This window comes from Chryseobacterium paridis (genome assembly GCF_016595215.1).
GTDB lineage: Bacteria > Bacteroidota > Bacteroidia > Flavobacteriales > Weeksellaceae > Chryseobacterium > Chryseobacterium paridis.
Map to the genome: position 1 here is coordinate 798,343 of NZ_JAENHK010000010.1, position 22,684 is coordinate 821,026.

Sequence of the window (22,684 nt, forward strand, 5' to 3'; positions counted from 1 at the left end):
ATAAACAGTACAATTAAAACAATGAGTTATGAGCTAAAAGTCAATAGCCATAAACAAATAACCACCAACTAGCAACTAGCAACTAGCAACTAGCAACTAGCAAAATAAAGCCGTCACAATGAAACAATTACTTGTATTTATCAGAAAGGAATTTTACCATGTATTCAGGGATAGGAGAACATTGCTGATCCTATTTGGTTTGCCTATGGTTCAAATCATCTTATTTGGATTTGCATTAAGCAGTGAGGTGAAAAATATAGGAATTGCCATACAGGATAATGCTCATGATATACAGTCAGAACAGATCATCTCAAAGATACAGTCCAGTCCCTATTTTAAAATGCAGAAACCCGTTCTGAATTATAAAGATGTAGAGAAAAGATTCAAAGAAGGAAGCATCAAATGTGCGGTTATTTTCCCAGCTAATTTCGGAGAAGACCTGTACCATACTGATGGTGCACAAATACAAATTATAGCAGATACTTCTGATCCCAATACAGCAACAATACTAACGAATTATCTTAACGCCATTATTACAGATTATCAGCAACAGCTTAATCCCAATATAAAACCCAATTACAAGATCATCCCTGAATTACGGCAGCTCTACAATGAAGAACAGAATGGATCTATGAATTTTATACCTGGGGTGATTGCTTTAATCTTTATGATCGTAAGTACTGCTTTAACATCCGTAGCAGTAGTCCGTGAAAAGGAAATGGGAACTATGGAGATTTTGTTGGTTTCACCTTTTAAACCGGTTATGGTTTTGATTGCTAAAGCAATACCTTACCTTGTATTATCACTGATCAATTTTATTATTATTTTACTGCTTTCCATCTATTTACTGGATATAGAAATCAGAGGGAGTCTTATTTTGCTTTTTGCAGAAAGTATTTTATTTATCATAACCTGTCTTTCTCTCGGATTGCTGATCTCAAACATTACCAATTCACAGCAAACTGCAATGTTGATCTCAATGATGGGAATGATGTTGCCTACCTTACTCTTGACAGGCTTTATGTTTCCGATTGAAAATATGCCCTGGATATTCCGGGTGGTTTCCCATATACTTCCATCCAGATATTACTACGATATTGTAAAGTCGGTGATGCTGAAAGGTCTCGGATTCAGCTATGTTTGGAAAGAAACACTGATTTTATCCGGAATGGCAGTAGTGCTGCTAACCCTTGCTTTAAAGAAATTTAAAATCCGATTGTCATGAAAGTATTGAGCTTTATATTAAGAAAAGAATTCCGTCAGATCTTCAGGGATAAAATTATCCTGGCCATGATGTTTTTAATGCCAACCATCCAGTTGATCATTATGCCATTAGCTGCCAATTTTGAAGTGAAAAACATTAATGTAGCTTATATCGATCATGACCACAGCAGCTACTCTCAAAAACTCATCCATAAAATTGCTTCATCCGGTTATTTTAAAATTGCAGGAACTCCAGACTCTTATCAGAAAGGATTACAAATGATAGAAAAGGGCGAGGCTGACCTTGTTCTGGAAATTCCTATGCATTTTGAACGGAATCTGGTTCGTGAAAAGAGCCAGAAACTCAATCTTTCAGTGGATGCTATTAATGGTACAAAATCATCATTGGGAGGAAGTTATTTAGTATCTGTTATTGCTGATTTCAATAGCAATCTGGATATTAATATCAAATCACCTGATACAACACAAACCGTTTCTCCAGCCAACATCAAAATTGCCAGTACCAACTGGTACAATCCAAGAGCGGAGTACAAATACTATATGGTTCCCGGTATTCTCGTATTGCTGCTTACTTTGATCGGTGGATTTATTACAGCGCTTAATATCGTAAAGGAAAAAGAAATCGGAACCATTGAACAGATCAACGTTACCCCTATAAAAAAATGGCAGTTTATCTTAGGCAAACTAATTCCGTTCTGGATTGTCGGAATGACCGTTTTTACTATTGGACTGATTGTCATGTATATTATTTATGGGATTTTTCCAGAGGGTAGCTTACTGACACTCTATCTGTTTGCAGCTGTTTATCTCATTGCATTGTTAGGTTTAGGATTATTGATTTCTACATTTGCGGATACGCAACTTCAGGCGATGTTCATTGCATTTTTCTTTATGATGATCTTTATGCTGATGAGTGGATTTTTCACCAACACCGAAAGTATGCCTAATTGGGCAAGACAGATATCAAACTTCACTCCGGTTACTCACTTTATTAAAGTTGTACGACTCATTGTATTAAAAGGAAGTGGATTTAGTGAGATCAAAACAGAATTTTTCTATCTCATAGGATTTGCAGTACTTCTGAACTCTTTGGCTATTTATAATTATAGGAAAACCAGCTAAGAAAGCTACATTTTAATCTCTATTTCATCAGAGCACAATGATAATACCCATTAAAAAGCACAAAATTGAAAAAAAAAGTATGCTCTTTAAATTATTAATCGTAATATTGCGATATAAAATACAATCTATGGGAGCAACTAAAACTGATCATTTTACAGATGAGCAAAATAAAATAGCCATTATTGCTAAAGCCTTAGGGCATCCTGCAAGAGTTGCTATTATAGAATATCTCTTAAAAGTAAACACTTGTATTTGTGGGGATATCGTTAATGAACTTCCACTTGCCCAGGCTACAGTTTCACAGCATTTGAGAGAGTTAAAAAATGCTGGTTTAATTAAAGGAAACATCGAAGGAACTGCAATTTGCTATTGCATTGATGAAAAGACTTTCGAAGTTTTGAAAGAATATTTTTCAGGGATCATCTCCACTGTTACAACACAAAAATGCTGTTAGTGCATTTTTTTTGATTTACTATATCGTAATATTGCAATAAACAAATAATAAAAAGAACAATGAAATTATCTGAAATCAAAAACATTTTACCAACATTAGATAATGTTGAATTCCAATTAGAAAACGGAACATTTGTGCCTGAGCATTTTCATGTTACAGAGGTAGGAACGATAACAAAATCCTTTATCGATTGTGGAGGCACGATAAGAAATGAAAAAGTGGTCAATTTTCAGCTTTGGAATGCCAATGACTATGAACATCGTTTAAAACCAGGAAAACTTCTCAATATCATCAGATTATCTGAGGAAAAATTAGGAATTGAAGACCATGAAATAGAAGTGGAGTACCAGAACGTTACAATCGGAAAATATGATCTGGAATTCAATGGGAAAACCTTTGTTCTTAAAAATAAAACCACAGCCTGTCTTGCCCAGGAAGCATGTGGAATACCAACTGAAAAGAAAAAACTCAATTTTTCAGATCTTTCTATAAAATCAAATACTAGCTGTACACCAGAATCAGGATGTTGCTAATCATCCGTCTCATCTCAAAATAAACAAATCATGTATCCATCCCTTTTACAAACTATAGAAAAATTAAAGGCCATTGAAATTAGTCAGGAAAGAAAAGCTCTGCTACAACCGCTCACAGAATTTATTCAGACAAAATTCAATGACGGAAAGTCGGTAAATCTAAACTTTATCTGTACACACAACTCCAGAAGGAGCCATCTGTCACAAGTCTGGGCACAGATAGCCAGTGATTATTTTCGCATTCCGAAAGTAACCTGCTACTCCGGTGGAACAGAAGAAACGTCCATATTTCATAAAGTAATAGAAACATTAAGAGAACAAGGACTTCAGACATTGAAAATAGCTGATAATCAGAATCCCGTCTATTCAATCAGGTATAATGACGAATCTCAACCCATTATTGCATTTTCTAAAAGATATGAGAGTGCCTTTAATCCTGTTAACGGTTTTGCAGCAATTATGACCTGCTCTCAGGCCGATGGTGGCTGCCCCTTTATTCCAGGTGCAGAAAAGCGCATTCCTATCACTTTTGAAGATCCTAAATTTTCTGATAATACACATGAACAAGACCAAGTATATTACGAAACCAGTTTACAAATAGGAGCTGAAATGTTTTACGTTTTTTCACAAGTATCACAATCGAATTAAAACAGATGGTATGCAACCGAAATTAAAATTCCTCGATCGATTTCTTACTCTTTGGATATTCCTTGCCATGTTCTCAGGAATCATGTTAGGCTATTTATTCCCGAATATTTCTTCTACGATCAATGCACTGTCTGTAGGTACTACCAATATTCCTTTAGCTATTGGTTTAATCATTATGATGTATCCGCCATTGGCAAAAGTGGACTATTCTTTGTTGCCAAAGGTATTCCGGGATAAGAAAGCTATAACAATTTCTTTAGTGTTAAATTGGTTTATTGGGCCTGTTTTAATGTTCATTTTAGCAATTATTTTTTTAAAACATGAACCGGATTATATGATTGGGCTGATTCTTATTGGCCTGGCAAGATGTATTGCAATGGTTCTTGTCTGGAATGACCTGGCAAAAGGCAATAGAGAATATGCTGCATTGCTGGTGGCATTAAATAGCATCTTTCAGATATTTACTTATAGCTTTATGATTTGGCTATTCATCAATGTACTGCCTCATCAATTAGGATTTGCTAATTTTAATGTAACGGTATCCATAAAAGAAGTCACACAAAGTGTTCTCATCTATTTGGGTCTTCCTTTTGTTGCAGGCTTTCTAAGTCGTTATTTCCTAACACAATTAAAAGGAGAGAGTTGGTATAATAAAAACTTTATTACTAAGATATCACCATTCACTTTATATGCATTGCTATTCACCATCGTATTGATGTTTAGCCTTAAAGGAGATAAGATATTAGAACTTCCGATGGATGTTCTTAAAGTAGCCATTCCTCTCATCATATATTTCATTCTGATGTTTTTTATAAGCTTCTTTATTAATAGAGCATTTAAAATTCCATATGATAAGAATGCAGCTATAGCATTTACCGCTACAGGAAATAATTTTGAGCTTGCAATAGCTGTATCTATTTCCGTATTTGGCATCCATTCTCCACAAGCATTTGTCGGTGTCATTGGACCTTTGATTGAAGTTCCGATCCTGATCCTATTGGTAAAGATCAGTTTATGGTTAAAAAAGTATAATTATAAAATGTAAAACCTCTTTTGTATGCACTTCAGAGTTGTTGATATCTGAAATAAAACAAGACTTTTTCCTATGACTTATTTTTGGTTGTATGAAAAAGTCTTTTTTCCTTCGTATTGCTTTATCAGTTATTTTACTGATGCATAGTGTAATCTCTATTTATAGCGGAGATGTCAATAATTTTGGTTTGCAGTATTTGAATAGTATTGGGTTTAGCCCTTTAGGACTTTATCTCGCATGGTCGGTTAAGCTTACTCATCTTTTATCTGTACCATTATTGTGGATGGATAAATATTTAAAAACGGTGGCTATCGCCAATATTTTAATTTTCATTTTCGGAATTATTTATGTTCACTGGCAGGATGGTTGGTTTGTAGTAGGTGGTGGCAGAAATGGGGTTGAATTTAATTTTCTGCTTATTTTCTGTTTTTTGAATCTGATATTTCCCGAAGTTTCTTTCCAAACCAAAAAAAATACGTAATTGGTATACAGATGGATTAATTTCGTAGCCTTTCTATTTTTATATTTGATTGAAAGATATTACTTTGTACTTTTAAATCGTATACAATTGAGGTCTACCACACAATCAAAATTATATATCCATTTGTTCTTCTGGATCCTGTATTATATGCTGGAAGCGTATCTGGATTTTTATTGGTCCAGATATCAATTTCCGGATTTTAAATGGCAAATAAGACTTCAGAATACATTAACCCTTGAGTTGGGGTATTTTCTGGTTAAAATTCCACTTGCCTATTCCTTATTATACATTTACGAAAAGGGAGGCATAAACAAACTTTTCAAAAGTTTTCTTTCTGTAATTATAGTGATCATTGCGGTATTGGGACACCGTTTTTTCACCCATTATATTATTTACCCTTACATTTATGGCGTAACGGAAACCTTCGATGGAAAGTTGCCTTCGGGATTTATCAATGGGCTTGTTGCTTTCAATTCATTTATGGATCTTATTTTTATGGTAGGTCTTGTATTCGGTGTTGAAATAACCCGACAAAAAAACCTTCTCAAAGATCAGATATCTATGCTGAAGGCAGAAAAGCTGGATCAGGAATTGACGATGCTGAAAGCTCAGATCAATCCGCATTTCCTTTTCAATACGCTCAACAATATTTATGGAATGGCATTGAAAAAAGCTGACGAAACACCAGATGTGATTCTGCAGCTTTCAAAAATCATGCGTTACAACATTTATGAGGCTGCCGAAAGGCATATTTCTATTGAAAAAGATATTGAAAATATTAAAGATTTTATACAAATTCAAAAAATCCGTCACCGTCAGCTATCTGTAGTTTTTAATGAAGACGTCGATAATCCTTCTCAGGAAATTTCACCGCTGATACTGATACAGTTTGTTGAAAATGCTTTTAAACATGGCGTATCGGAAAGTCTTGGAAATTCATTTATTAATATTGACATCCAGTTGAAAAACAAAGTACTGCATTATTCCATTGAAAATTCTAAAGAGGAAAGGTCAGGTGGAAACTCAACTAAAATAGGATTAAAAAATATCCATAGACAGCTTGAATTACTCTATCCAAAACACAACCTTCAGGTTGAGGATAAAAGTAATCGTTATATTGTAAAACTAATGATTGATTTCAATGATACAGTCAGCATCTAAAAAGTATAACTGCATTATCGTAGAAGATGAACCCATTGCAGCAGAAATTCTGGAAAACTTTGTATCCCGGGACAAAGAACTGAACCTTGTAGGAAAATGTGCTGATGCCGTATATGCAAGCAGCCTCCTGAATATTCATGATGTAGATCTTATGTTTCTGGATCTCAATCTTCCTGTTATAAAAGGATTTGATTTTCTGAAAAAACTGAAAAATCCACCGCTTGTCATTGTAACGACAGCTTATCATCAATATGCAGTGGAAGGGTACGAACTTGATATCGTAGATTATCTGATGAAGCCCATTCCATACGACAGATTTCTTACTGCTATCAATAAATTCAAGCATATTATGGTATCTGAAGAAGCTTTACTCGAGATTGCTGACCGTGATTATATTTTCATCAACAGTGGAAAAAAACAGATCAAGATCACCCTTCAGGATATTTTTTATATTGAAAGTTTGCGGGAGTACATCAATATCCACACAAAAACAGAGACTTTTATCTTTAAAATGCCCATCAGTAAAATAGAAGAAAGTTTACCCTCAAAAATGTTCTTTCGTATTCATAAATCCTATATTATCTCCAAATCAAAAATAGAGGTCAAATCAGCGAATATGGTTCAGGTAAATGGTAAAAAGCTGCCGATAGGCAGAACTTATAAACCGTCGATTGAATTCTGAACTTAATATTTCTGCAATCTGATTTATTATTTTAGAATCATTAGAGCGCTTTGATCTCATTAAAATCTTTTATAGACAGAACTCTTTTGTTCGTAGACACTCGCTCTGAGATCTATTATAATCTCACCATATTTGAATTACGAATCAGAAAAGAAGAAGAAAATAATTTTCCAAAGAACATAACAATATATAGGTTAGTATTTACATCGTGAATCGTAAAGGCTTATGAGTATCAAACTCTTAGGCCTTTTTTATTAATATTTGATAATTCATGTTTTTTTGAATAAAATGTAAAGATGTAATCTATAAATTGATGTTCAATTAAAAAAAAACATTAATTTTGCAAATAATGTTTCAACGTAAGTACATATTGATTTTTATTCTACTGGGATTCTTATTCATGCCCAAGCAAATCTATGCCTGTGCTTTAAAAATTTCCTCAGTAGAGAAATCACGTTGTGAAATCAACATTTCAAAATCTGTAAAGAAAGAGCATTGTGACTCTTGCGGTTCGAAGAAATGCCCTGGAAAATGTAACAATCCTTTGTGCAAATGCCCGGTTTCAAATTTAAACCCAACTTTACCGAACAGACAGGATTTTAATTTTTTAAAATTAGAGACTTTCAGTCCTGTTTCTTTTTTATCCTATGAAAGCGCCATTTCCAAAGGCTTTCAATCTATTTGGTTAATTCCTAAAATAGGCTAGTTTCTGTATTTTATAGCCTAAAGTGTGCTCTTTTCACAAAAAGACACTTCATTTTTTATTCAATATTTATTAATGTATAACTGAAACAATAGGAATACTCCTTTTGTTCGTGAAAATAATTTACAATGAAATCAATATCAAAAATATGGGTTGCATTTACTTTGCTGTTTTCATTAGCAATTCATGCTCAATCCAAAAGTATAAAAACGGAAACCGTAAAGATCTTTGGGAATTGCGACATCTGTAAAACGAATATAGAAAAAGCAGGTAACCTTAAGAAAGTCGCTACGGTGAATTGGAATAAAGATAGCAAGATAGCTACCTTAACCTATGACTCTCAGAAGACCAATCAGGACGAAATATTAAAGCGAATTGCTCTGGCAGGATATGACAGCGAAAAATTTTTGGCTCCGGACAATGCCTATGCAGCATTACCAGAATGTTGTCGCTACAACAGGGATTTAAAACCCGATTCTCAAAATAAAGCGATGGACATAAATATGAAGACAGATCACATGAATCATGACCAGAACAAAACAGCCGAAGCCGATAAGATGACAACTCAGAATACATCTCAATTAAAAGCTGTTTTTGATCACTACTTCTCCTTAAAAAATGCTTTGGTAAAAACAGATGCCAATACCACATCTTCAAAAGCTTCTGAAATGATAAAAGCAATTAAAGCTGTAGAGATGACCAAACTTTCAAATGAGGAACATATGGTTTGGATGAAAGTAATGAACGATCTGACCACTAATGCGGAGAAGATTTCATCCGCTAAAGATGTTGCGAAACAAAGAGAAACATTTGCTATACTATCCAAAAATATGTACGACCTCGCAAAAGTATCCAAACAGGGCAGCCCTGTTTACTATCAACATTGCCCGATGTACAATAACGGAAAAGGAGCCGATTGGCTGAGCTTGGAAAATGAAATCAAAAATCCCTATTTCGGTTCTCAGATGATTACTTGTGGCAGCACAGTAGAAACGCTTGGTAACTAATAAATATATCAATTATGGATAACAGATCTGATCATCACGGAATACAACATAAAAACCATACAGGAATGTACAAACGTTTTATCATTATGGCTGTGGTTATGTTTGCTGCAATGTATTTCATCATGTTTTCAATGATCGATGGAATACAAAATCTCATACCCAATATCAATAATTTTTATATGACATTACTAATGGTTTCTGCCATGTTAATTATTGAATTACTGATCATGAAGGACATGTATCAAAATAGGAAAATCAATGGATTCATCATCGTATTTTCTCTTGCTGTCGGTATTTTTTCATGGTTTGGAATCAGAGAACAGATCATGGTTGATGACAAAGAATTTGTCAAAGGAATGATTCCTCATCATGCAGCTGCTATTCTTATGTCAGAAAAGACAAAACTTACTGATCCCGAATTGATCCAATTGCAAAAAAACATATTGGAAACCCAGGCAAAGGAAATTGAATTGATGAAACGAAAGTTGAATGAACTCAATAAAAAATAATGTAAACTCATACTATAACAGTAATGACATCTAAAAATTTTAATAATACTACTCACACAATGAAAAATATATTCTTATCAATCGCTGCTATGGTAATCATGGCAATTACTTTATTTTCTTGCAAAAAATTACCAAATAAAAATACGGACCAACATACTGATCATACTTCTTCTACAACAGAAATTCAATCTGCATCTCAACCGGAAGATAGCTACACATCAAAGACTGTTAGTGATAAACAAGATGAAAAAGCAACTACAAAAGAAGAAACAAAAAGCTTTTCTATTGATCCTATTATCAAGGATTATTTAGTATTAAAAAATGCGCTTGTTGCTGATAATGATCAAGCCGTAGCCACTGCCGGAAAACAATTGTTAAGTACACTGAAAAACGTAGATATGAAAACAATTCCTGCAGACAAGCACAAAGAGTATATGGATATTGCAGAAGATGCCAAAGAAAATGCAGAACATATTGGAGATAATGCAGGAAAAATAGATCACCAAAGAGAACATATGGCGTCATTAAGTAAGGATATGGCTGATCTTATTACAACATTTGGCACGACTCAAAAATTGTATCAGGATTATTGTCCGATGTTCAACGATGGGAAAGGAGCCATCTGGATCAGCGAAGCAAAAGCAATTAAAAATCCTTACTATGGTAATAAGATGCTTACTTGTGGTTCTGTAAAAAAGGAATATTAAAATGAAAAAAGTACTAAAGATTTTTGTAGCAATTGTGCTGCTGATTTTTATTGCTATACAATTTTATCAGCCTGCCCCGAATGTAGATAAAGGGCAGGTCTACAAAACCGATTTTATAAAGACCTATAAGACCATGCCCGTTGAAGTAAAAACCCTATTACAGACCTCATGCTATAACTGCCACAGTAATAATACGAATTATGAATGGTATGATTACATACAGCCTGCACGAAGTCTGGTGGACAAACATATCAAAGACGCGAAAGAGGATTTGAATTTTAACGAATGGGCTGCTTATTCCGGTCGAAAGCAAGAAAGATTAATAAACTCAATTAAAAAACAGATTGAAACTAAGAAAATGCCAATGTCATCCTACACGCTCATGCATAAAAATGCAAAACTGAGTGACCAGCAGATAAAGCTGATAACGGATTGGCTGGAAAAACAAGAATAAGTTTCATGTAAAAGAAATATACAATGAATATATCCAAAAATATCTCGGTAAAGGTACTTCTGACAGTATTTATACTCCTGTGCTCGAAGACCATTTTCGCACAGAAAGTCGTCCGTTACGAGCTATATGTAAAAGACACAATAGTTAATTACGCAGGTAAAGAAAAAAGAGCCATTGCAGTAAACGGGCAGATACCAATGCCTACATTAACCTTCACAGAAGGTGATATTGCTGAAATTGTAGTTCATAACCAATTGAAAGAAAACACTTCATTGCACTGGCATGGAATTTTTCTACCCAATAAAGAAGATGGCGTTCCATTTCTTACCCAAAATCCGATAAAACCAGGTGAAACATATACCTATCGTTTTCCCATTATTCAAAATGGTACCCACTGGTACCATTCACATTCGGGAATGCAGGAACAGATTGGTATGTACGGAAGCCTCATATTGAAAAAGCGTGAAGATGATAAAAGATTCAGAAAAGGAATAGACGATTTACCAACAATTCCGGTTATTTTAAGTGAATGGACCAACCTTAATCCAGACAATATCCATAGAATGCTGCATAATGCCAATGATTGGGCAGGAATAAAAAAGAATGCAACACAATCTTATTTTGAAGCTATAAAAGAAGGATATTTTAAAACCAAAATAGTCAATGAATGGAAGCGTATGACGGCAATGGACGTAAGCGATGTCTACTATGATAAAATATTAATGAACGGGAATAATGCTACAGATCTAAAAACTGTTGATGGTAAAACACTAAAAGCCGGAGATAAAGTCAGATTACGAATAGCAAATGGGGGAGCGTCCTCTTATTTCTGGTTAAGGTATGCGGGAGGTAAAATAACCGTCGTTGCCAATGATGGGAATGACGTGGAACCCGTAGAGGTCGACCGTTTACTTATTGCCGTTTCGGAGACGTATGATGTAGTTGTAACAGTTCCTGAAGATGGTGTTTCTTACGAATTTTTGGCCACTACAGAAGATAGAACCCAGTCAGCCAGTTATTATATCGGAAGCGGGGTAAAACAGCTTATTTCACCCCTTCCAAAATTAAAATATTTTGAAGGAATGAAAATGATGAACGGGATGATGAAAATGAATGGAGACCTGAATGATATGGGCATGAAAATGAGCTTAAATCAGATGGATATGAATGTAGTAATGTATCCTGAAATTACAGGAGAGGCTAAGAAAAAAGGGAAACAAAAGGAAAAACCTGCAGAAGACCATAGCAAACATAACATGAACATGAATATGGATATGGACAACGATCCTAATCGATATAATGCCAATGCTTTGGGGGATATTAAGACCCTAAACTATGCCATGCTGCAATCTCCGTACGACACTACACTTCCCAAAGATGCTCCAGTAAAAGAGCTCAAGTTTACACTTACGGGAAATATGAATCGATATGTATGGAGTATGGACAATAAAGTTCTTTCTGAGTCAGATAAAATTCCGGTTAAAAAGGGAGAAATACTTCGAATTACCATCTATAACAATTCCATGATGAGACACCCAATGCACTTGCATGGATTCGACTTTAGAGTAATTAATGGTAAAGGAGAAAAATCACCACTTAAGAATGTATTGGATATTATGCCAATGGAAACAGACACTATTGAATTCCTTGCCAATGAAGAAGGGGATTGGTTCTTTCATTGTCACATTCTTTATCATATGATGTCCGGAATGGATAGGGTATTTGCTGTTGGAGATTATAAAAATCCTTTATTAGCAGACAAAGAAAAATCGTATATGGCTTTGCAAATGGAAAGCAATATGCGTCACTTTATGGCTCAAAATGATTTTGCCACCAATGGTAACGATGGTCAGGCTATGTTACAAAACGCCAGATGGTCTTTGGGTACAGAATGGCGTTTAGGTTACAACAGCATGCATGGTTACGAGGTAGAAACACACTTGGGAAGGTACATTGGTAAAATGCAGTGGTTTATACCATTTATTGGTTTTGATTACCGTTATCGTAAAATGGGAATCGATGAACATGAAACCAACATATTCGGGCAAAAGAACGAAAAAGATACCCGTAGGGCGATTAGTTTAGGGTTTATGTACACTTTACCTATGCTGGTGAATTTCCAGGCTGAAGTATATCATGATGGTATTGTTCGTCTGCAATTGATGCGTGAAGACATTCCGATCTCTAAAAGATTGAGAGGAGATTTTATGGTAAACACTGATAGGGAATATATGGCAGGACTCAGCTATATTATCAATAAAAATGTCAACATCCGAACCCATTACGACAGTGATATGGGCTTTGGAGCAGGTATTACCTTAAATTATTAAAATCAAAAAAGGCCAGGCAATTCGCCTGGCCTTTTTTATAATTTAAAATAAGATCTTGTTCCTGCTTTGTTTCATTAGATGGAATAGGTTTTGCTCTCAACAACACTCTATAACTCACATACTACCATGAAAATAGCAACGTATAACGTCAACGGAATCAGAGCCCGTTTACCCATTTTACTTCAATGGCTAAAGGAATCTCAACCCGATATTGTCTGCCTTCAGGAGCTTAAAGCACCGCAAGAAAGTTTTCCTATAGAGGAAATAAATGCAGCAGGGTATAATGCCATCTGGCATGGTCAGAAAAGCTGGAATGGAGTAGCCATACTTTCAAAAGGCTACGAAATTACAGAAGTTCAGAGGGCTTTACCGGGAGATCCGGAAGATATTCAAAGCCGCTATATTGAAGCGATTATCGATCAGGTCGTTATTTGCTGTTTATACCTTCCCAATGGAAATCCTTATCCAGGGCCAAAATTCGATTATAAATTATCATGGATTAAACGTCTGAAAAAAAGAACTGATGAATTCATTACAATGGATCTTCCTGCCATCATTATCGGAGATTTTAATATTATCCCGACAGAAATAGACGTCTACAAACCTGAACGATGGGAAAATGATGCCTTGTACAGGATTGAGGTAAGAAAAGCCTATCAGGCATTGTTAGAAAAAGGGTGGCTTGATTCCATCCGTTCTTTATTTCCGGATGAAATCATCTATACTTTTTGGGATTATCTTTATAAAGCTTACGATCGCAATGCGGGAATCAGGCTTGATCATATTTTATTGAGTCCTTATTTAGCATCGGGTTTAAAGTCTGGTGGTGTTGATAAACATGTTCGGGGTTGGGAAAAGAGTAGTGATCATGCTCCTGTATGGATCGAATTAGAAAAAGATAAATAATTCACAGAAGAAAAGATCTTTCATTAAAATTTAAAAGATTTTTCGTAATATTATAAAACGTTTTATAAAATACAAACAAATGAAAAAAACAAAATTATTACTGGCGGTGATCATGACCGCGACATTCTCTATTGCAGGATCAGCTCAAAAAATGACTCCAAAAGGTGGGGATAAAGACAAACACGGATGTATCGCTTCAGCGGGTTATACATACTCCGTTCTAAAAGATGATTGTGTAAAGCTTTTTGAAGAAAAAATACAATTAAAGGAAGCCAATTCTCAAAAATCTTATGTTTCCAATGCTGTGGTCATTTTGAGTAAAGACAAGAAAAAAGCAGAACTGTTTCTGCCTGATGCAAAAGGCAGTGTTATACTCAACAGAACGATAGAATATCTGAATACATCCGTATATAAAAGTAAAAAGGGAAGCTATAATCTTAATAAAGAAAAAGATAGCTATACCCTGAAAAGAGGCAAAAAAATTATTTATAGTATCTAAAAATAAAGCCTGTTGATCAGGTATCTTTAAAAACAGCGTCCGTTATTCGAAAATAACGGATGCTGTTTTTATTTTTCTTTAAGATCTTTTTTGATCTGCTTCTCTGCATTTTCAGCTTTCTTTTCCTGAGCTTCTTTCTCTTTACGCTGCTGTACTCTCGATTTTTTCTCAGCACGCCTTTCCTGACGAATCACTTTATTCGATTTCGTGTTATACAATGCATCAACAATTCCCTGTCCGGTTTTACTGAAGATCTTTATTTTAGGTTTATCATGAGTTCCTGTTACCACAACGGGAAAGCCAATCCAACCACCGGGAGGAAGACCTACTCTTACCCTAAGGTCAAGTAATCCGTTAAAACTTGTAGTTCCACTGATGGTAGGTCTCAGGACTGAAACCTTAAATGTAAATTTATCAACGTGAATAAGGTTATTCTTGATCACAGTCTCGATATTTACTCCTTTCATATCTGGATTATTGAAAGCATTTGCACCGACATTGTCACCAATTACTGAAAGCATTTTCAGGTTTTTTACTTCTACATCACGAAGATTTACAATCCCGCCACCTTCCAGAGAAGGATAGATCGGTCTCATGTTTTTATCAAAATCCCCTTTTAGTTTATAATCCAGAGACACAATACCTTTTACATTTTTTGCAGCAGTAACCATTTCACGCACCATATCAATTTCTTTATAAGCCCGTTGTACATCAAAATCCTGTACCTTAAGTGCAATGTCATAATTAGCAGTCAATGGAGATTCATCCTGATAACGTGCATCTATATTCATCCGGCTGCCAATGATGTCAAAAGAAGTATTTTTAAGATATACCTGTCCTGCATTTACAGAAGCCAGCCCCTTAAGATGATTAAGATCAAGTCCTTTAAATTCTACTTTTTTGGCATGTGCCTCTAAAGAGACATCAAGATTTTTAGGAATAATCACGACACCACTACTCTTAGGGTTTTCAACTTTTGCATATTCCACTTCAATAGATTTATCTGCATTATCCCCATCTTTAAGTGCCATAAACTCATCTATGAGAATATAATTGGAGTTTAATCCAAACTTTCCGTGTAGGATTCCCTTTCTTTCAATAAAATAGTTGATCGTATTCAGCAGATATCCGTTTAATGCAAAATCTGATTTTCCATAAGTAGCAAAAAATTTTCTGAACCACATTTTCTCATTCTCAAACTGAAAATTTCCTTCTTTGATATAAAATGATTTGGGAAGATAGGATGTGGTCGCCTTTATATTTTTAAGAATTAAAGTTCCTTTGTTATCCAATTTACTGTACTGGCCGGTAGTCGCATAACTCTGGCGTCCGTTCAGGGAAAGATCCGCCATAATCAGTCCGCTTACATCAAATCCCTTTTTTGCAAATACTTTATAAATTCTACCCACATTCAAAACACCTTTTGCTTTTACTTTATAAAGCAGATCTTCAAAATCTTTTAAATCAGCATTGACATAAACAGGGTTTCCTTCAAAATCAAAACTAAAGGGATCCAATTTCACTCCAAGGCTTTTAAACGTCCCATCTGTATTATTGATGTTCGCAATCAGGTTGATATTCTGAATAGGGTTGGGGTAATATTTGGTCTTCAGCCAGCCGTTTTTCAGGTGGAGATAACCATCTGTTTTCGGGAATAACTTTTTATCCAGACTGAAGATCCCGTTTGCTTTAATATTTGTATCCATGAGCCCACGAACATCAATATCTTTTAAACCTAATGCCTGATCCAAGGTCTGAAGATCAACTGCGCCTTTTACATCAGCATTCACCTGCATTTCATTGAGTCCTTTCGTTCTTACAACCGCCCTGAAATTATTGTTTTTGCCTAAATCAAAACTCAGATTCCTGAGATTCAAATTCATCTGTTCGGTATCTAATGAAGGGAGATCCACATTAAGATCCATATTCAGGTTATTCATAGGAACAGGAGCTTTTCCGTTGGAAACAAATCCATCTTTTACCAACAGTCTCGCATTCAATCTTGGTTTCAGCTTTTTTGGCTCACTGAATCTTCCTTTCAGGCTGAAAAACAAATCGCTGTTTCCTTCAATTTTAGTATCTTTTGCCCAGTCCAGATACTGAGGAGGCAATACCGAAATCATATCACGGATGGTTGTCTTTTCAGAAGCTGCATTGATGTCGAGATTATATCCGTCTTTCAAAATACTGAGCGAGCCAGTAAATTTTAAGGGCAGGTCATTGATCTTTAATTCGTTTTTCCTTAATACAAAGGTTAATGCATTCGTATTGATCCGGGTAATAAGGTCTGCACGCAGGCTTTTCTGTTTGGCATAATAGATCCTGTTGAGAGCAAAATCTACTTTATTGATCTCAAGATCGGTTTGCAGATCAAAAATATCTTTGCTGAAACCACCTTTACCAGTATAATTCAACCCTTTGGCATCAACCAATATTCTGGCAGAATGATCATTATACTTGATATTCCAATTTCTGAATTTGATAAGGTCCAGCTTTATAGATGCTCCTTCTTCCGTAGTGTCTTTAGGTTTTTCAGACGGCTTGGAAACATAAACATTATAGTTGACTTCCCCTTTACTGTTGACAAAAACATTCGCATTGGCATCTGTTACATATATTTCATCAATCTTCACTTCACGGTCAAAGATCAAGTTTTTAAGATTGATTCCTACTGCCACTTCTTTAGCAGCAAGTAAGGTATCTTCCTGAAAAGGCTTTGAACCTTTCAGGATAAGCTGATCTACAGAAACGGTAAGCGAAGGGAAATGTTTGAAAAAGGAGAGATGTGTCTTTTTACAATCCAATTTGCCCGCAAGGTGTTTATTGGCAAATATTTTTACCTGCTGGGAAATAGTTCCTGGAAATAATATGGGGATGATGAACATCAGAAATAGAATAAATGCAATAGAAATCCCTAACCATTTCAAAACTTTCAAAATTATTTTTGTAAACTTTTCCATAAAATTGGTATTATAATTTTGATTTCGATATTATTTTCCTCTTATGAGTAAATAATAATTAACAACCATCTAAAATCAAGCCACTTATAGAAAAAGTGTTTTTTACTACATTTAAACAAAAGCTTTACAAAATATTCATAACATTTTTATAAACAATTAATTACAATCTCATAAAAGAATGAAATTATAGTGAATCAGAACCAGGAAAGTTTAAAATAACTTTAACAAAAAAGTACCTCTGATAGGTACTTTTAAAATTTTATGGAATTGAAAACTCTCAAAGCTTTAAAATAATTTAAGCCCCACAATCCCAACTACGATCAACAATGCAGACAGTAGTCTGAAAACATTAGCAGAATCATGGAAAAATACAATTCCGACTAATAGGGTACCTACTGCTCCAATTCCTGTCCATACCGCATAAGCCGTTCCTATTGGAATTGCTTTTTGTGCATACCAAAGCAAGGCTCCACTTATAGTCATACAAATAACAGAAAGAAATATCCATCCGAATTTGTTACCATCCGGCTGCTGTGACATTTTGATGCCCAGAGGCCATCCAATTTCGAATATTCCGGCAATGATTAATGCAATCCAATTCATATTTTTTAATTTTATAGTTATTTTAAAAAGTAGGATTGGAATATACCAACCCTACCCAACATGATTAAGTTTAGAATTAACCTTTCCGGCAAAAAAGGAATTTACTGTAGATTTTTAATGATTCTTAACCATGTTTTACCAATCATAAAACTGAAAACTTTGAGTAATTAAGTGTACAGCATTTTTACAATGTAAAAGTAGTGGGTAACACTAATTTTCAATAGATTAAATAAAGTGACCTGGAAAAATCGGTATATGAAGTGTATTTTTAACAGGATGAAGCGTCAGTCATATTTTATCACTTTATTGCCACTACAGATGTAAGCAGAATAACTTATCTTTAAGGTGATATTTTTCATTCTTCATCGTCATATGCGAAAATCGACAGAATCACTTGAGGAGTTTTACAAACATAAGCTTACACAGATCCCCGAAGGTCTGAGAAAGAATAATGAACTGTTCAATATTTTCAGTATTGAAGAAAATGTAATTAATGGAATAAGTTCACCAAGCTACATTCGAAGAAATTTTTACAAAATCATGCTTTTTAAAGGGAATAACACATTTCATTACAGCGACAAAAGCATACCGATTGAAGGGGATACTTTATTATTTTTTGACCCTAAAACGCCTTACACTTATGATCCTTTGGAACCAGAAAGCAGTGGATGGTTCTGTGTCTTTAAAGAAGAATTCTTCCAGGATACATTACGACTCAACCTTAATGAGCTTCCCTTATTTTCAGGAGCAAGGCATCCGGTATTTAAACTCACTGCTGAAGAGTCAAAAGAAATACAGTCGATTTTCGAAAAGATCAATAAAACAATTGATACAGAATACTTCTATAAATATGAATTAATTAAAAGCTATATCAGTGAATTGATTTATCTGGCTATGCAACTGCATCCCAATGAAGATGTTTCCCCGTACTCAGATGCTAGTTCGCGCATTACGGCTGTATTTAATGAGTTACTTGAAAGACAATTTCCTATAGAATCCAAGGAACAACGGTTTGAATTAAGATCCCCAAAAATAATAGCAGATCAACTTTCACTTCATGTTAATTCTCTCAACAGAGCTATTAAGAATACAACAGGTCTTACAACTACTGATCACATTTTTAAGAAACTTACTGCAGAATCAAAAGCTCTTTTAAAACATACCAATTGGAATATTGCAGAGATCAGTTATGTTCTTGGATTTGAAGATCAGGCTCATTTTAACAAATTCTTTAAAAAACAAACCACTCTAAGTCCATCGACCTTCCGACAGGTTTGAATTTGACAAAAAATGGTTTTTAATCAACAAAATAAGAGCATGATTCCATATCTACCTTTGTAGAAAAAAGAAATCATGACAAATACTAAGATTTGGTATATCACGGGAGCATCAAAAGGAATGGGACTTTCAATCGCTAAGCAATTGCTAATGAAAGGACACTTTGTTGCAGCTACTTCAAGATCTTCTGCTGCTTTTGAATCTTTACAACAATATGGTGATAACTTTCTACCCTTGGAGGTTGACCTGAAAGATGAAAATTCTATAGCGCAATCATTAAAAGAGACCCATGAAAGATTTGGAGGATTGGATGTTGTAATCAATAATGCAGGTTATGGACTCGGTGGAGCATTGGAAGAACTTACTTCTAAAGAAATCAATGACAATTTTGAAGTCAACTTCTTTGCGGTGGTTAAAGTCATACAGCAAGCTTTACCTTATCTGAGAAAACAAAGATCAGGACATATTATTAATATTTCATCCATTGCCGGTTTCGCACCGGGGTTAGGCTGGTCCATGTATTGCGCAGCAAAATTTGCCGTTAGTGGTCTTTCTGAAGCATTAGCCAATGATCTTAAGCCACTGGGAATAAACGTAACCAATGTTTTACCGGGTTGGTTCAGAACAAATTTTGCCAACACAGATTCAATAGCTTATAATAAAAATGGGATAGAAGATTATGACTACCTTCAGGAGGCACACCAAAAAATGAATGCGATGAACGGGAATCAGCTGGGAGATCCTGAAAAAATAGCAGATGTATTTTTAGAATTGATCAACAGTAAGTCTCCAGCCATCAATTTATTTTTAGGCAGTGATTCTTTTACCCGAGCCAAAAGCAAAATAGAACAACTGAACGAAGAAATGGACACCTGGAAAGACCTCTCTTTTTCTACAGACTTTTCCTCATAAGTAGAATTCCTCATCAATATCCTCTATAAAATAAATAGAGGATTTTTTATGAAAAACAAATGGGAAATGAATTTAAATGATCTAAATTGCCTTGCGAAATACAGTAAAAAGTCTTCTAAAAACTCATCTCTGTAACACAATAATTTACAATTCAGATCCAGCAATGCTAACAGATATTATAGCCAAAAATCTCACCGTTATTTTTTGTGGAATCAATCCAGGTTTAAAATCAGCAAATGACGGTCATCATTTTTCAGGAAGAAGCAACCGATTTTGGAAAGTCCTGCACCAGTCGGGTTTTACTCCTTATCAGATTGAAGCGGTAAACGATACTACAATTCTGGATTTTGGACTAGGCCTGACCACAGCCGTAGCAAGACCGACATCGCGAGCAGATGAACTTTCAAAAGAAGAATTTGATAATTCCCTTGAATCTTTTAAAGCAAAAATAACAGAGTTCCAGCCAAAATACATAGCTTTTCTCGGTAAAGCAGCTTACAAAGCATTTTCAAAGAAAAAGGAAATTCCGTGGGGACTACAGCCCGAAGATTTTTGCGGCTCCCGGGTTTGGGTTGTGCCCAATCCAAGTGGACTCAATCGGGGATTTACACTTGATGATCTTGTTGTATCTTATGGAGAACTTTATATTGGAATTCAATCGAGCTAACAATGTACTTTTAAAGTTAAGCCTTGTTGGGTTTACTTACATATTTATTGCCTTTCACAAAAAACCTCCATGGTAAAAGTGCATCTTCCTGGGCATACGCAACTCCTACACGTGGAGATGCTATAATATCCTCATTAGAATATCGAATTCCCTGATCTTCAATCCAGATTTCTTCTCCGGTTAAATCTTTTTTATTAAATGAGCGATCAATTCCCAGAGCTTTGGCAGCAGAACCTGGGCCAGCTGAAATTGCAGCTTTCGTAGCTGGCATATTCCGTCTGTGTTCCATAATTTCTTTTCCTACCAACGGTTCAATTGCCCTTATCAGTACAGCATGAGGTTCATGCTGTACTGAAGTTACAATATTAAAAAGATGATGAATACCATAGCATAAATAAACATACGAAATACCACCTTCATGATACAGTGTTTCGGTTCTATCTGTACGTCGGCCACCATAAGCATGAGAAGCTTTATCTATAACTCCGAAATAAGCTTCTGTTTCTACAATAACACCTGCCGTTACCTGATCATCGATTTGCGTAAAAAGTACTTTTCCCAAAAGGTTTTGAGCAAGAAATATAACATCCTGGTTTTGGTAATAGGAGAGTGGTAGTTTCAAAACAGTGGGGTTTTAAAATTTAATACAACAAAATTAATAATATAAATACCAATTTTGCTAACAGTCTATAGATTCTCACTAGATTTGAATTGTTGAACTATCAATGTAGACAACCCAAAATCATAAAAATAGTACATCATGAAGTTATCTAATATATTCTCCCTTCTTTTTATTATTTGTCTGACCACAATTTCAGCTAATGTGTTCTCCCAAAAATCTCACAAAGAAATGATCGTAGGGAAGTGGCAGCCTGTTTCCTCAACAAGAGAAGCCTATGACTTTAATGGAAACCGGGATGTAAAAACGGATTCAAAATTCAGCAGCAATGATATCATGCAGTTTAATACTGATGGTTCAATCATCGATGGTGGACAGTGGTATTTTTCATATTCACTAGATACTGACCAAAAAACTTTACTTTTATTCGACGAGGCTGGCTATGAGAAGAAATTCGAAGTAGAGCAGTTAGATAAAACCACAATGAAACTGGTAATGCGCGTCGCCGAAACTCACAGGGACCGTACAACCCGTGGAATCTGGACACTCGTATTTAAAAGAAAATAGATCACTCTCATGATTAAATCACTGATTTTATTTAAAACAGAAGATGGGATGAAAATATCTTTTGGGAAGAATTTAAAAACTGCTCTTATCAATCGATTAGAGCAGTTTTTTTAAAATTACATCTGATACATCTACGCAGGAACCATCTGAGTTGTTATTCCTATTCTGTTCCATGCATTAATTGTTATAATAGCAAGGATCGTTTGCGCCAGATAGCTTTCTCCTAAAGCTTCCAACGCTTCCTGATAGGTCTCATCTTTTACATGATTCCCTATTAATGTTACTTCTTCAGTAAGTGCTAATATAACCCGTTCTTCATGAGTAAAAAAAGGAGTATCGCGCCAAGCATTAAGAGCATACACACGTTGTTCCGTTTCCCCTTCAAGGTAGGCTTCTTTCGTATGCTTATCTAAGCAGAATGCACAACCATTGATTTGTGAGGCTCTGATTTTGATCAACCCCTTATGGATTTGTGATAAGGGAAATGTTTCTATAAATTTCTCGAGACCTACAATTGCTTCATAGCCTCCAGGTTCTATCTGATCGATTTTAATACGTGTTGACATTGTATTATATTTTGTATTATTAATTCTTCCACTTTACTACTCCTTACCAACATAAGAAT

General features: G+C 35.0%; 24 protein-coding genes. 20 read left to right on the forward strand and 4 right to left on the reverse strand.

Annotation, left to right across the window (positions count from 1 at the left end; genetic code table 11):
- The first annotated feature begins 118 nt into the window (after positions 1–118).
- The 16 genes from JHL15_RS13050 to JHL15_RS13125 all read left to right on the forward strand — a co-directional run bounded on the left by JHL15_RS13050 (position 119) and on the right by JHL15_RS13125 (position 14,453).
- Positions 119–1,225 carry an ABC transporter permease gene (locus tag JHL15_RS13050; protein WP_200246363.1) on the forward strand — a complete coding sequence of 369 codons (1,107 nt, stop codon included), beginning with the start codon at positions 119–121 and terminating at the stop codon, positions 1,223–1,225.
- Positions 1,222–2,346 (forward strand): ABC transporter permease, encoded by a 1,125-nt coding sequence (locus tag JHL15_RS13055; protein ID WP_200246365.1) that lies wholly within the window; start codon positions 1,222–1,224, stop codon positions 2,344–2,346. Before JHL15_RS13050 ends, JHL15_RS13055 begins: the two co-directional genes overlap by 4 nt.
- 127 nt (positions 2,347–2,473) lie before the next feature.
- On the forward strand, positions 2,474–2,800 hold the full coding sequence (locus JHL15_RS13060) for an ArsR/SmtB family transcription factor (RefSeq protein WP_200246367.1): 327 nt from the start codon (positions 2,474–2,476) through the stop codon (positions 2,798–2,800).
- A gap of 59 nt (positions 2,801–2,859) precedes the next feature.
- Positions 2,860–3,333: a DUF6428 family protein gene (locus JHL15_RS13065; RefSeq protein ID WP_200246369.1), complete on the forward strand. Its 474-nt coding sequence runs from the start codon at positions 2,860–2,862 to the stop codon at positions 3,331–3,333.
- A gap of 30 nt (positions 3,334–3,363) precedes the next feature.
- Complete coding sequence (locus JHL15_RS13070) at positions 3,364–3,981, forward strand: low molecular weight phosphatase family protein (protein ID WP_200246371.1); 618 nt, start codon at positions 3,364–3,366, stop codon at positions 3,979–3,981.
- A 10-nt stretch (positions 3,982–3,991) separates the two neighbouring features.
- Positions 3,992–5,026 carry an ACR3 family arsenite efflux transporter gene (arsB, locus tag JHL15_RS13075; RefSeq protein ID WP_200246373.1) on the forward strand — a complete coding sequence of 345 codons (1,035 nt, stop codon included), beginning with the start codon at positions 3,992–3,994 and terminating at the stop codon, positions 5,024–5,026.
- Between the two features lie 79 nt (positions 5,027–5,105).
- Complete coding sequence (locus JHL15_RS13080; RefSeq protein WP_200246375.1) at positions 5,106–5,495, forward strand: DoxX family protein; 390 nt, start codon at positions 5,106–5,108, stop codon at positions 5,493–5,495.
- An 87-nt stretch (positions 5,496–5,582) separates the two neighbouring features.
- Entirely contained in the window at positions 5,583–6,656 is a 1,074-nt protein-coding gene (locus JHL15_RS13085) for a sensor histidine kinase (RefSeq protein WP_200246376.1), read from the forward strand.
- Positions 6,637–7,338: a LytR/AlgR family response regulator transcription factor gene (locus JHL15_RS13090; RefSeq protein ID WP_200246378.1), complete on the forward strand. Its 702-nt coding sequence runs from the start codon at positions 6,637–6,639 to the stop codon at positions 7,336–7,338. The genes JHL15_RS13085 and JHL15_RS13090 overlap by 20 nt, the downstream gene beginning before the upstream one ends.
- An 831-nt stretch (positions 7,339–8,169) precedes the next feature.
- Positions 8,170–9,048, forward strand: coding sequence for a DUF3347 domain-containing protein (locus JHL15_RS13095; protein WP_200246380.1), 879 nt, complete (start codon positions 8,170–8,172; stop codon positions 9,046–9,048).
- Between the two features lie 14 nt (positions 9,049–9,062).
- The gene (locus JHL15_RS13100; RefSeq protein WP_200246381.1) at positions 9,063–9,557 is read left to right on the forward strand and encodes a DUF305 domain-containing protein; all 495 of its coding nucleotides are present in this window, start codon (positions 9,063–9,065) and stop codon (positions 9,555–9,557) included.
- A gap of 59 nt (positions 9,558–9,616) precedes the next feature.
- Entirely contained in the window at positions 9,617–10,264 is a 648-nt protein-coding gene (locus tag JHL15_RS13105; RefSeq protein ID WP_200246383.1) for a DUF3347 domain-containing protein, read from the forward strand.
- A 1-nt stretch (position 10,265) separates the two neighbouring features.
- Positions 10,266–10,718, forward strand: coding sequence for a heme-binding domain-containing protein (locus tag JHL15_RS13110; RefSeq protein ID WP_200246385.1), 453 nt, complete (start codon positions 10,266–10,268; stop codon positions 10,716–10,718).
- 23 nt (positions 10,719–10,741) lie between these two features.
- On the forward strand, positions 10,742–13,048 hold the full coding sequence (locus JHL15_RS13115; protein WP_200246386.1) for a multicopper oxidase family protein: 2,307 nt from the start codon (positions 10,742–10,744) through the stop codon (positions 13,046–13,048).
- Between the two features lie 126 nt (positions 13,049–13,174).
- Positions 13,175–13,954, forward strand: a complete 780-nt coding sequence (gene xth, locus JHL15_RS13120; protein WP_200246388.1) for an exodeoxyribonuclease III — start codon at positions 13,175–13,177, stop codon at positions 13,952–13,954.
- Between the two features lie 79 nt (positions 13,955–14,033).
- Positions 14,034–14,453, forward strand: coding sequence for a hypothetical protein (locus JHL15_RS13125; protein WP_200246389.1), 420 nt, complete (start codon positions 14,034–14,036; stop codon positions 14,451–14,453).
- Between the two features lie 68 nt (positions 14,454–14,521).
- On the opposite strand, the gene JHL15_RS13130 is transcribed toward JHL15_RS13125, so the two are convergent.
- Entirely contained in the window at positions 14,522–17,413 is a 2,892-nt protein-coding gene (locus tag JHL15_RS13130) for an AsmA-like C-terminal region-containing protein (RefSeq protein WP_200246391.1), read from the reverse strand.
- A gap of 285 nt (positions 17,414–17,698) precedes the next feature.
- Positions 17,699–18,016, reverse strand: coding sequence for a DMT family transporter (locus JHL15_RS13135; protein ID WP_200246392.1), 318 nt, complete (start codon positions 18,014–18,016; stop codon positions 17,699–17,701).
- A 372-nt stretch (positions 18,017–18,388) separates the two neighbouring features.
- Here JHL15_RS13135 and JHL15_RS13140 point away from each other — a divergent pair, with 372 nt between their 5' ends.
- The 3 genes from JHL15_RS13140 to mug all read left to right on the forward strand — a co-directional run bounded on the left by JHL15_RS13140 (position 18,389) and on the right by mug (position 20,873).
- Positions 18,389–19,294: a helix-turn-helix domain-containing protein gene (locus tag JHL15_RS13140; protein ID WP_200246394.1), complete on the forward strand. Its 906-nt coding sequence runs from the start codon at positions 18,389–18,391 to the stop codon at positions 19,292–19,294.
- Between the two features lie 75 nt (positions 19,295–19,369).
- Positions 19,370–20,206: an SDR family NAD(P)-dependent oxidoreductase gene (locus JHL15_RS13145; RefSeq protein WP_200246396.1), complete on the forward strand. Its 837-nt coding sequence runs from the start codon at positions 19,370–19,372 to the stop codon at positions 20,204–20,206.
- Between the two features lie 163 nt (positions 20,207–20,369).
- On the forward strand, positions 20,370–20,873 hold the full coding sequence (mug, locus tag JHL15_RS13150; protein ID WP_200246398.1) for a G/U mismatch-specific DNA glycosylase: 504 nt from the start codon (positions 20,370–20,372) through the stop codon (positions 20,871–20,873).
- 16 nt (positions 20,874–20,889) lie between these two features.
- On the opposite strand, the gene JHL15_RS13155 is transcribed toward mug, so the two are convergent.
- Entirely contained in the window at positions 20,890–21,495 is a 606-nt protein-coding gene (locus tag JHL15_RS13155; RefSeq protein WP_200246400.1) for a DNA-3-methyladenine glycosylase, read from the reverse strand.
- Between the two features lie 138 nt (positions 21,496–21,633).
- On the opposite strand from JHL15_RS13155, the gene JHL15_RS13160 reads away from it, so the two are divergent.
- Positions 21,634–22,059 (forward strand): lipocalin-like domain-containing protein, encoded by a 426-nt coding sequence (locus tag JHL15_RS13160; protein ID WP_200246402.1) that lies wholly within the window; start codon positions 21,634–21,636, stop codon positions 22,057–22,059.
- A 131-nt stretch (positions 22,060–22,190) separates the two neighbouring features.
- Here JHL15_RS13160 and JHL15_RS13165 read toward each other — a convergent pair whose 3' ends face one another.
- Positions 22,191–22,625, reverse strand: a complete 435-nt coding sequence (locus tag JHL15_RS13165) for a carboxymuconolactone decarboxylase family protein (protein ID WP_200246404.1) — start codon at positions 22,623–22,625, stop codon at positions 22,191–22,193.
- Positions 22,626–22,684: the final 59 nt, after the last annotated feature.